Below are 12,005 nucleotides of genomic sequence, written 5' to 3' on the forward strand. Positions count from 1 at the left end.
CTTTCAGGTCTTGCGTATCTTTCCGCGAACAGCTTTCGCAGGTCGCGCGGATTTACCTCAACCTGTAATTGAAAACTGGGGGAAATTCTCTTGCCCGCGTCCCGCAGCGACAACCGATGCTCAGAAGTCGCAGGGCCGCTATGCATCGCGCCGTGCATATCCGTCGTGCCCCAATCCAAAATTGACCCGGCGCACGATTCGCCTATATCAGCAGGTATCGTGGGGACTTCGATCTACTGGGAAAGGTCATGCCGCGTATTCTCGTGGTAGACGACGATCCGATGGTCGGCGCGACCATCGAAGTCCTCCTTCTGCGTCAGGGCTTCGACGTCACGTTGACTGATGGCGGCGAAACGGGGCTTGCTGCGCTGGAAGCGCAGACGTTTGATGTGATGCTGGTCGATATCTTCATGCCGCACATGCGCGGTTTCGAATCCATCCGCATCTTTCACGAGCGTGCACCGGCGATTCCACTGATCGCCATGTCGGGCTACGCCTTCGCCTCGTCCGCCTCGCCCTCTCCGGACTTCCTCCGCATGGCGCTGGAACTCGGTGCGACGCGCTGCCTGCGCAAGCCGTTCACGCCCGAGACGCTGCTGGCGACGATCCGGGAATGCCTCGGCGGGAGCGCGACGCCGAAGGACCAGAAAGAGGCACCTTGATTCCAACGCAGCGCGTCATTCTCGGTGCTGGACTTGCAATCCTCCTGATCATCACCGCCGCCTCGATCGGCCTCGACGTCAAGTCGCGGTCGGATACGACGTGGGTCAATCATACGGTCGAGGTGCTGAGGAAGATCTCGGATCTGCGCGTTCTGATGCGCCGGGCCGAGAGCGCGGCACGCGGCTTCGAACTCTATCGGAGCCCGACCTTCGGCGACGACTTCCGGGCGGCGCGCGGCGAGCTTGCGCCCGCGCTGGCAGACCTCAAACGGGCCGTCCGCGACAATCCCGACCAGGTCGCGCTTCTGGAGGGCACCGAACCGCTGGCGCTGCGCCGGATCGAGATCGCCGCCGAGGCGATGCGGCTGCGCACCGACAACGATCCGGCCGGCATCACCGCGCTCCAGGGCAAGGCCGAAGGGCGCGGCCTCATGGATACGGTGATGGTCAATCTCGACCGCCTGGCCGCGGAGGAGCAGCGGCTGCTGACCGCGCGCACGTCGGACTCCCGCCGGACCGGCATCGTGCTGCTCGGGATCGACGTGATCGGCGCCCTGGTGATCCTGCTGCTCGTCCTGATGTTGATGCGCGAAAGCCAGCGCGCCCAGGTCGCGCTCAAGAGTTCGCTGCACGAGACCCAGGCCGCCAACGAAGCCCTCGAAGCCGCCGTTGCCGACCGCACCGAACATCTCGTCGCCGCCCATGACGAGCTGCGCCTGTCGGTCAACGTGCTCCAGAGCACGTTCCGCAGCATGGCGGAAGCGGTGCTGGTGATCGACAGCGAGGGCAATGTCCTGCTGTCCAACCCGGCCGCCGAGCGCGTGCTGTTGCACCGCGCCGGCATGAACCTGCGCAATCTGCGGGCACTGTCCGACGTCTTCCACGGCGACGGCGTTACGCCGCTCAAATCCGACGAGCTGCCGTCCGTGCGCGTGCTGGGCGGCGACGAGTTCGAAGAACTGGAGATGATCGTCCGCCCGCACAGCGGCAACAACGTGCGCCATCTGATGGTCAGCGGCCGGCCAATGCGCGACGGGCAAGGCAATATCTCCGGCGCCGTGCTGGTGTATCACGACGCGACCTCGTCGCGCGAAACCGAGCGGCAGTTGCAGCAGTCGCAGAAGCTCGACGCCATCGGCAAGCTGACCGGCGGCGTCGCCCACGACTTCAACAACATGCTGACCGTGATATCGGGCAATACCGAGACGTTGGTGGCGAGCCTGAAGGAGCAGCCCGAACTGCAGCGCACGGCGCGCCTGATCGACGATGCCGCCGAGCGCTGCGCCGAGCTGATCCAGCATCTGCTGGCATTCGCGCGCAAGCAGCCGCTGCAGCCGCACGACGTCGAGATCAACGCCGCCATCACCGACATCGCAAAGCTGCTGCGCCCCACCCTCGGCGAGCAGATCCAGATCGAGACGGTTCTGGAACAGGGACCGATGACCTCGCATATCGATCCGTCCCGACTGACCAATGCCGTCCTCAACATGGCGATCAACGCCCGCGACGCCATGCCGAACGGCGGCAAGCTCCTGCTCGAGACCCACCGGGTCGTGCTCGACGAAGCCTATGCACAAGCCAACGCCGAAGTACGGCCCGGCCCTTACGTGATGCTCGCGGTCAGCGACACCGGTGCCGGCATGGCACAGAGCGTCCAGGAAAAGGCGTTCGAGCCGTTCTTCACCACCAAGGAGGTCGGTAAAGGCTCAGGTCTCGGCCTCTCCATGGTCTACGGCTTCGTCAAGCAGTCCGGCGGCCACATCAAGATCTACAGCGAGGAAGGCCACGGCACCACGATCAAGCTCTATTTGCCGCCGGGTCAGGGCGCGGCGGAAGCGGCCGCCGCGATCGCACCGCAGGCCGAAGGCGGCGCCGAAACCATCTTTGTCGTCGAGGACGACAATCTGGTACGCAACTTCGTCACGGCACAGCTGCAGAGCCTCGGCTACAAGACGGTCGCGGCCGGCGACAGCAAGGCCGCGCTGCAATTGATCGAGGCCGGCCAGGCCTTCGACCTGCTGTTCACCGATATCGTCATCCCCGGCGGCATGAGCGGCCGCGAGCTCGCCGAAGAGATCGCCAAGCGCCGGCCCGGCCTCAAGGTGCTCTACACCTCGGGCTACACCGACAACGCCATCGTCCACCACGGCAAGCTCGACGACGGCGTCCTGCTGCTGACCAAGCCGTACCGCCGCAACCAGCTCGCGGAGATGATCCGCAAGGCGCTGAACGGCGGCGGGACGATCCCGGCCTGACGCTTCGCCGAGCCGCGGCTTCCGACAGCGCGAGATGGTTGACGCCGACCGAGACGGGTCGCTACGAGCTCAACGCCTTCCTCTGCATCTTCTGACGTCCGATCAGATCGGGATAGAGCGCGGATAAGCTGACGAGCACGATTGCCAAGCTGCCTGCCGCTCCCCCGTGCTTGTCGATGAGGTACCCGAACAGCGGCGCGACGAGCGAGAATGCCCCGTCTCCCGCCATCGACGCGACCGACATCGCCGTCGCGCGGCTCTCGGACTCGGCATAGCGGTTGATCAGGATCCGCATGATCGGATCGGAAATGCCTTGAGCGACGGCGTGCAGCGCTAGCCCGATCGAGACGATAACGATGCCGGCAACTCCGGTGGACGCAAACGACAGGCTCATGATCACGAATGCGGCCACGATCAGGGCGGTCTGCGTATGCAGCAAGCCGAACAGGCCGCAGATGCGCTCGACGAAGAACGACGCGACCAGCGACACGAACAGAAGTGCCGTGAAGCACGCCCCGATCCATTGCAAGGGAATGTGGTGCAGATCTGAAAACGGCTGGAACGCCCAAAAGCCCGCTTTGACGCCGATCGTGATGATCGCGAACTGAAGCAAAACCCGCCGATATTCGCCATTCCTCTGAACAAGGGATACCGCCGACAAAACCACGCCCTTCAATGTGGTGCTCTTGCGGTTTCCTTCCCTGAGAAAAATAGCCGCGACGGGCGCGGAAATGAAGATCGCGATGGATGTCAGGATGAACGTACTGCCCATCGTGTACCACGCCGCGAATACCGATCCGAATGCCGAAGCCAGCCCGCGCGCGATATTGCGCATGCCCCAGCCCGCCGACTCGACACGTTCATATTCCCTGATCTTTCCGATCGCCCTGTATTCATCGTAGACGAGCGCGGAGTCGGTGCCCGACGCCATCGACATCGAAAGACCGAGACCGGCCTCGAACAACATCATCTGCCAATATTGATCGCACAGGCCGAGGCCGAGATAGCAGGAAGCAGCGATCAACGAACCGAGGACCAGGGTCATCTTCCTCCCGATACGGTCTGCGAATACGCCGCTGGGAACCTCAAGTCCTGCCTTGGCCACGTAGTAGAAGCTCTCCAGCGAGAGGGCCGTGGCCAGCGAGAACCCGAGGCTCTGGAAGTAGAGGACGCTGAACGCCACGTGGAAATAGCTGTTCCGCGAGAATCGGAAGACGATGAAGGCAAGCCCGAACGGCTCCACTCTCATCGCACCGCCCTCCCGAGCATCCGAATTCCGGTGGCGTAGATCGCAGCCCAGGTCGCCAGATCGGACACCACTGTCTGAAACCTCAACCAGCCGAAACAGAAGTTTGCCGCATAAGGGTAGAGCCCCGCGCTTACTCTTGTGAAACTAAGTGCATCGGAGCAATTGACAATTTCTAATGTACATTAGAAATTCTAAGGTATGAGCTTTCAGAACCTCCCGCCTCTCAACGCTCTTCGGTATTTTGAAGCGGCCGCGCGGAAGGGAAGCTTCACTTCCGCGGCCGAAGAGCTTCACCTGACGCAGAGCGCAGTCAGTCAACAGATCCGCAATCTGGAAACCTTCATCGGGGCCGCCTTGTTCAGGCGCAGCACGACGACGATCGAACTGACCGATGTCGGCAAGGCGTATTTTGGGGTCGTCAGCAAGGCCCTCGAGCGCATCGATATCGCGACCGCACTGGCCAAGGCTGCGCCGGGGACGAAGAGGATCGAGCAGATCTGCCTGAGCGCATCGCCGTCATTCGTGCATCTCTGGCTCGTCAAGCGGCTGTCGAAGTTTCATCGCGAGGTGCGAAGCGTCCAGCTGTCGCTCAACGTCACCCGGCACTACGTCGACTTCGAAGCCGAGAATGTCGACATGGCGATCCGTCATGGCAACGGAGAATGGCCAGGCCTGCAGGCCGAGCTCTTGATGAAGGACCGCATCGTCGCGGTCTGCAGCCCGCGCATCCTGCAGGGGCGGCGACAGCCGCGGGGCCTCGCCGAGATCGGGGACCACCCGATCATCGAGGATCGCGTTCACCGCTATTGGACCCGCTACGCCCGCTTTGTCGGCGGCGATATCGATGTGAGGAACGCGATCCTCTACGACGACAGCGGCGTGATCGTCGAGGCCGCCATCAATGAACAAGGGATTGCGATGGCGCGCGCATCGCTCGCAGCCTCCGCCATTTCCCGCGGCCATCTCGTCGAGCTGTTCGAGGCCAAGTTTTCCGAGACGCTGGGGTACTATGTCGTGTTTCCAGCAGCGCACGCGCTACGCAAGAACGTGGCGCGCGTGAGCAAATGGCTGAAGCTGGAGGCGGCGCGCGAGCGTGGTTAGCGCGTCGCCAGCACCACCGCCGCAAGCGTGAAGATCAGCGACGCGATCTGGCCCGGCCCCAGCGGCTCGTGCAGGGCGACCGCGGAGGCCACAACGCCGATCACGGGCACGGCCATGGTGCCGATCGCGGCGACCGAGGCTGGTAAGCGGGCAAGCGCCGCAAACCAGCTGACATAGGCGATGCAGAACTGCACCACGGTCGAATAGATCAGCAGCCACCAGCCGACCGGCGTCACCTTGTCCAGATGCGAGGTCTCGATCAGCAGGCCGACGACCGAGATCGGCAGGCAGCCGATCCCGATCTGCCACGCCGCGGCGGCGATCGGCGGCAGGTGGATCGGGTACTTCTTGGAGAACACGGTGCCGACGGCAAAGCCGATCGCGCCGCACAGCGCCATGATGATGCCGGGCAGCTTCTCCGCGCTCGCGGCAATGCCGTTGCCGCCCATGATCGAGGCGAGGCCCGCAAAGGCCATCAGCAGCGCGATGGTACGCAGGAGCGTCGGCCGCTCGCCGAGCACGGGCCAGGCGATCAGCGAGGCCCAGACCGGCATGGTGTAGGCGATCAGCGCCGCCTCGCTGGCCGGCAGCCAGAGCAGCGCCAGCCCCATCAGCACCATCCAGCCGGTGACGTTGAGCATGGCGGCCGTCATCAGCCGCGGCCAGATCGCCGGGTCGACCCTCAGGCTGTCGCCGCGGACCAGCGCGAGCGCCGCCAGCAGCACGGCGCCGAGCACGCCGGTCACGCCGCGCAAGGTGAGCGGCGGCAGCTCGCCGAGCAGGAATTTCGTGACCGGCCAATTGAAGCCCCAGCCGATCGAGGTGATGGCGAGGAACATCAGGCCGGCCGGGGCGATGCGCGGTCGCTGCACCGGCCTGGTCGAATCAAGCATGTGGGGTATCCGGCAAAATCGCGCTCAGCTTGGCGCGGATTCGCGTACTCCACCACCACCTCGGCGGGCATGCCTGCCCTCACCTTCCGTACCATTACGTGAGTCTGGCTGACGCAATCCCATTGCCCAAAAATATACCTGCCCTGTGAACAGCGGGATGAAGGCTCCGGATCATCACGGGATGCAAATTTTTTCGGTTGGGAATCCCTGAGGACTCACTGATACTTGGCTCAACAACAGGCGCGGGCTTGCCCCCTGTTATCCCCCGCAATCCACCATATTTAGTATTTGATTCAGGAACCCGCACTAGTTCTTGACGGGCGCAACGGAGAGTCCTAGCTTTCGGTCCGTTCGGCGCGAGTGAGTTTGCGTCCCGCCGACACTCCCCCAAAGGGTCTCGCAAATCTCCACTCCGCCAAGCCAGCCAAAGGCCGCGGGATGAGGGCTTGTCTGCCCGCGAGAAGCGGATTTTTCGGGCGCCAGAACGGGCCGGCAACAGGCTCGGATGGCATCGGTAGACGTTGTGACGGTGGGGCGTTTGAACGCATGTCGGGCTCATCCCTTGGGGCGGATGGGTCTGGACGTGCCGGCGGATGATCGGTGCGCGCATCGACCACTCACGTCGGGAAGAAACAGGGCCGGGTCCACCGGCTGAACTGCGTTGCCCAAGGGCCGATAGGCCTGGGTGGCAACGCGAAACGAAATGTCGACCGGCACGCCTGAACCGAGGTGGTCCGGTCAAAGAATAGGACGGGGCAAGACCATGCGGATTGAGCGGCGCCATACCACTTCGGGACAGTCACCTTACGCGGGAATCGAATTCCGCCTCACCACGTCGGAGATCAGGAATCCCGACGGCTCGGTCGTGTTCAAAATGGACGGCGTCGAGGTCCCGACCGAATGGTCGCAGGTCGCCTCCGACGTGCTGGCCCAGAAGTATTTCCGCAAGGCCGGCGTGGCCGCCCGCCTGAAGAAGGTCGAGGAAGAGTCCGTCCCCTCCTTCCTGTGGCGCTCCGTGCCCGACACTGAAGCCCTTGCCGCGCTGCCTGAGAAGGAGCGCTATGTCAGCGAGCTCTCATCGAAGCAGGTATTCGATCGCCTCGCCGGCTGCTGGACCTATTGGGGCTGGAAGGGCGGCTACTTCACCTCGGACGAGGACGCCCAGGCGTTCTACGACGAGCTCCGCTACATGCTCGCCATGCAGATGGTTGCGCCGAACTCGCCGCAATGGTTCAACACCGGCCTGCACTGGGCCTATGGCATCGACGGCCCCGGCCAGGGCCATTATTACGTCGACCCCTTCACCGGCAAGCTGACCAAGTCCAAATCGGCCTACGAGCATCCGCAGCCGCACGCCTGCTTCATCCAGGGCGTCGGTGACGACCTCGTCAACGAGGGCGGCATCATGGACCTCTGGGTCCGCGAAGCCCGCTTGTTCAAATACGGCTCCGGCACCGGCTCCAACTTCTCGCGCCTGCGCGGCGAAGGCGAGAAGCTCTCCGGCGGCGGCCGCTCGTCCGGCCTGATGAGCTTCCTCAAGATCGGCGACCGCGCCGCCGGCGCGATCAAGTCGGGGGGCACCACGCGCCGCGCCGCCAAGATGGTCGTCGTCGACGTCGATCACCCCGACATCGAGACCTATATCGACTGGAAGGTGAAGGAGGAGCAGAAGGTCGCCGCCCTCGTCACCGGATCGAAGATCAACCAGAAGCACCTCAAGCTGGTGCTGAAGGCCTGCGTGAACTGCGAAGGCTCGGGCGACGACTGCTTCGACCCCGAGAAGAACCCGGCGCTCCGCCGCGAGATCAAGCTCGCGCGCCGCAGCCTCGTGCCGGACAATTACATCAAGCGCGTCATCCAGTTCGCCAAGCAAGGCTACAAGGACATCCAGTTCGACACCTACGACACCGACTGGGATAGCGAAGCCTACCTCACGGTGTCCGGCCAGAACTCCAACAACTCGGTCTCGCTGAAGGACGACTTCCTCCGCGCCGTCGAGACCGATGGCGACTGGAACCTGAACGCCCGCACCTCCAAGAAGGTGACGAAGACGCTGAAGGCGCGCGACCTCTGGGAAAAGATCGGCTACGCCGCCTGGGCGTCGGCCGACCCGGGCCTGCACTTCAACACCACCATGAACGACTGGCACACCTGCAAGGCGTCCGGCGACATCCGCGCGTCCAATCCGTGCTCGGAATACATGTTCCTGGACGACACGGCGTGCAACCTCGCCTCCGCGAACCTGCTGACCTTCTACAACACGACCACGAAGCAGTTCGACGTCGCCGGCTATGAGCACCTCTGCCAGCTCTGGACCATCGTGCTCGAAATCTCCGTGATGATGGCGCAGTTCCCGTCGCGCGCGATCGCCGAGCTCTCCTACGAGTTCCGCACACTCGGCCTCGGCTACGCCAATATCGGCGGCCTCCTGATGACCATGGGTCTCTCTTATGACTCGAAGGAAGGCCGTGCGCTCTGCGGCGCGCTGACCGCGGTGATGACCGGCATCACCTACAAGACCTCGGCGGAGATGGCGGCCGAACTGGGCACCTTCCCCGGCTACAAGAAGAACGCCGCGCACATGCTGCGCGTCATCCGCAACCACCGCCGCGCCGCGCATGGCGAGGCCAGCGGCTACGAGGCGCTCAGCGTCAACCCGGTGCCGCTCGATCTCGTCTCCTGCCCGCAAGCCGACATCGTCACGCGTGCGCAGGCGGCCTGGGATGCGGCGCTCGAGCTCGGCGAGAAGCACGGCTATCGCAACGCCCAGACCACGGTCATCGCGCCCACGGGCACGATCGGCCTCGTGATGGATTGCGACACCACCGGCATCGAGCCGGACTTCGCGCTGGTGAAGTTCAAGAAGCTGGCCGGCGGCGGCTACTTCAAGATCATCAACCGTGCGGTGCCCGCAGCGCTCCGCGCGCTCGGCTATCGCGAGAGCGAGATCGCGGAGATCGAGGCCTATGCCGTCGGCCACGGCTCGCTGTCCAACGCGCCCGGCATCAACGCCTCGACGCTGAAGGCCAAAGGCTTCACCGACGAAGCCATCGCCAAGGTCGAAAAGGCGCTGCCGACCGCCTTCGACATCAAGTTCGCCTTCAACAAGTGGACCTTTGGCGAGGATTTCATCCGCGACCAGCTCGGCATCGGCGCCGAAGCCATTGCGGCCCCGGGCTTCGACCTGCTCCAGGCCGTCGGCTTCACCAAGCGCGAGATCGAGGCGGCCAACGTCCACATCTGCGGCGCGATGACGGTGGAAGGTGCCCCGCACCTCAAGGCCGAACACTATTCGGTGTTCGACTGCGCCAACCCCTGCGGCAAGATCGGCAAGCGTTATCTGTCGGTCGAGAGCCACATCCGCATGATGGCGGCGGCGCAGCCCTTCATCTCGGGTGCGATCTCCAAGACCATCAACATGCCGAACGACGCCACGGTGGAGGACTGCAAGTCCGCCTACATGCTGTCGTGGAAGCTGGCGCTCAAGGCCAACGCGCTCTACCGCGACGGCTCCAAGCTCAGCCAGCCGCTCAACTCGCAGCTCATCAGCGATGACGAGGACGAGGACGATGCGGTCGAGACGCTCTACGAGAAGCCGATGGCCGCACGTGCGACCCAGGTCTCGGAGAAGATCGTCGAGAAGCTGGTCGAGCGCATCATCGTGATGCGTGAGCGCGAGAAGATGCCGGATCGCCGCAAGGGCTACACCCAGAAGGCGGTCGTCGGCGGCCACAAGGTCTATCTGCGCACCGGCGAATATGACGACGGCCGTCTCGGCGAGATCTTCATCGACATGCACAAGGAAGGCGCGGCGCTGCGCTCCTTCATCAACAACTTCGCCATCGCGGTGTCGCTGGGCCTCCAGTACGGCGTGCCGCTGGACGAATATGTCGACGCCTTCACCTTCACCCGCTTCGAGCCGGCGGGCCCCGTGCAGGGCAACGACAGCATCAAGTACGCGACCTCGATCCTCGACTATGTCTTCCGCGAGCTCGCGGTCAGCTACATGTCGCGCTTCGATCTCGCCCATGTCGATCCGACCGAGTCGAATTTCGACGCGCTCGGCAAGGGCGTCGAGGAAGGCAAGGAGCCGGACGAGCCCAACCACGCGACCAAGCTGGTGTCGCGCGGCCTCACCCGCTCCCGCACCGACAACCTCGTCGTGATGCGCGGCGGCAGCGCCGCGGTCGCCCAAGGCAACGACAGCGCCCCCTCCGGCGGCAGCAAGGTCACCGCGCTCGCCTCCCATGGCGCCTCGGCCCGCGCCGGCGATGCCATCGAAGGCGCCGTCGCCCTGAAGCAGGAAGCCAGCCACGACCTCTCCCCCACGGAGAAGCTCGAGGCCCTCCAATGGAGCAAGGCCGGCAGCGCTGCAACTGTCGCGGCTCCCTCCAAGGCCGAGCGCCGCGCGGAAGCCAAGGCCAAGGGCTACGAGGGCGAGATGTGCAGCGAGTGCGGCAACTTCACGCTGGTGCGGAATGGCACGTGCATGAAGTGCGATACTTGCGGCTCCACGACGGGGTGTTCGTGAGGCGGTAGATCGCCGCGCGTGTTGTGTTGTTAGTAGACTGCAGCGACGGGCATAGTTGGTCCCCTATAAGTTGGTCCCTAATCCGGGCAAAGTAGGTCCCCTAGTCCGAGACAAACAAAACCCCGCCGGCGACGGCGGGGTTTTCGTTTCTACCGGACCTTTATCCGCTTTAACTCAATGATCCGTCATCCAAGGATCGCGATAGGATCTCCACTAGGTCAAAGGCTGGCCTCCGAAGACAGCATGCCCTTAGTCGGATCATCTCTCTGATCTTCCCCCGAAAAAGTGGACGGGCTTAAGCTGCTTTTAGCTCCATTTCGATCGGGGCGATATATCCGATGGCGGAATGGAGCCTGGTTCGGTTGTAGAAGCCCTCGATGAAGGCGAAGATATCGCGCTGGGCCTCGGCGCGGGTGTTGTAGTCGCGATGATGGACCAGCTCGGTCTTCAAGGTATGAAAGAAGCTTTCCATCGGGGCATTGTCGTAGCAATCGGCCTTGCGGCTCATCGATGCGGTGATGCCGGCGCCGGTGAGAGCGTTGCGATAGGCGTGTGAGGCATATTGCACGCCGCGATCGGAGTGGTGGATCAATCCGGCCTGCGGGCGTTGCTGGCGGATTGCCATCGTCAGCGCCGCAGATGCGAGTTCGATTTGCATATGATCCCGCATGGCCCAGCCGACGATCTTTCGGCTGAACAGATCCATAACGGCCGCCAGATACAGCCAGCCCTCCGCGGTCGGGATGTAGGTGATATCAGCGAGCCAGACCCGGTTCGGGGCATCCGCCGTGAAGTCGCGCGCGATCAGGTTCGGCGCGATCGGCAGGTCGTGACGGCTGTCAGTGGTGCGAACCCGACGGGGTCGCGCCATGATCGCTCGAATGCCATATCGACGCATTAGCCGTTCGATCCGGCCGCGGCTGGCACCGCGTCCCTGTGTCCGCAGAGCGGCATGAACGCGAGGACTGCCGTAGCGTCCGCTGCTGTCGCGATGGACCTGCTGGATCTCGGCCAGGAGCGCGGCATTGGATTTTGTCCGTTCGCCCACCGGGCGATCGCGCCAGGCATAATAGCCGGCCGGCGAGACCTCGAGCACGGCACACATCAGCCGTACCGGATAGCTGTCGCGGTGGTCTTCGATGAAACGGAAGCTCATGTTCGGGTTCCGGCGAAGATCGCGATCGACTTTTTTAAAATGTCGCGCTCCATGCGCAGCCGTTCGTTCTCCTGGCGCAGACGGGCGATCTCCGAAGCCTGGTCCGCCGACATCGGCGTCGCCTGCGTGGTGGGGCGCCACGCCGCCGATGCCGGCTG

The 12,005-nt window shown here is 63.8% G+C and carries 6 protein-coding genes and 1 pseudogene; 4 read left to right on the plus strand and 3 right to left on the minus strand.

Annotated elements, in window-relative coordinates; translation table 11 throughout:
* Positions 1-248: 248 nt before the first annotated feature.
* The gene (locus JQ587_RS30325; protein ID WP_212299610.1) at positions 249-662 is read left to right on the plus strand and encodes a response regulator; all 414 of its coding nucleotides are present in this window, start codon (positions 249-251) and stop codon (positions 660-662) included.
* Positions 659-2,917: a CHASE3 domain-containing protein gene (locus JQ587_RS30330; RefSeq protein ID WP_212299609.1), complete on the plus strand. Its 2,259-nt coding sequence runs from the start codon at positions 659-661 to the stop codon at positions 2,915-2,917. Before JQ587_RS30325 ends, JQ587_RS30330 begins: the two co-directional genes overlap by 4 nt.
* A gap of 61 nt (positions 2,918-2,978) precedes the next feature.
* Here the strand turns inward: JQ587_RS30330 and JQ587_RS30335 are convergent, their stop codons facing one another.
* Positions 2,979-4,160, minus strand: coding sequence for an MFS transporter (locus JQ587_RS30335; RefSeq protein WP_212299608.1), 1,182 nt, complete (start codon positions 4,158-4,160; stop codon positions 2,979-2,981).
* A gap of 204 nt (positions 4,161-4,364) precedes the next feature.
* Between JQ587_RS30335 and JQ587_RS30340 the strand changes: the two genes are divergently transcribed.
* Positions 4,365-5,267 carry a LysR substrate-binding domain-containing protein gene (locus JQ587_RS30340; RefSeq protein ID WP_212427788.1) on the plus strand — a complete coding sequence of 301 codons (903 nt, stop codon included), beginning with the start codon at positions 4,365-4,367 and terminating at the stop codon, positions 5,265-5,267.
* Here the strand turns inward: JQ587_RS30340 and JQ587_RS30345 are convergent.
* Positions 5,264-6,160, minus strand: a complete 897-nt coding sequence (locus JQ587_RS30345) for a DMT family transporter (RefSeq protein WP_212299606.1) — start codon at positions 6,158-6,160, stop codon at positions 5,264-5,266. The genes JQ587_RS30340 and JQ587_RS30345 overlap by 4 nt on opposite strands.
* A 763-nt stretch (positions 6,161-6,923) precedes the next feature.
* On the opposite strand from JQ587_RS30345, the gene JQ587_RS30350 reads away from it, so the two are divergent.
* Complete coding sequence (locus JQ587_RS30350) at positions 6,924-10,691, plus strand: vitamin B12-dependent ribonucleotide reductase (protein WP_212427789.1); 3,768 nt, start codon at positions 6,924-6,926, stop codon at positions 10,689-10,691.
* Between the two features lie 295 nt (positions 10,692-10,986).
* Here the strand turns inward: JQ587_RS30350 and JQ587_RS30355 are convergent.
* Positions 10,987-12,005, minus strand: a pseudogene (locus JQ587_RS30355) (IS3 family transposase); the annotation flags it as partial.

The sequence above is a fragment of the Bradyrhizobium manausense genome (assembly GCF_018130615.1).
Taxonomy (GTDB): Bacteria; Pseudomonadota; Alphaproteobacteria; order Rhizobiales; family Xanthobacteraceae; genus Bradyrhizobium; species Bradyrhizobium manausense_A.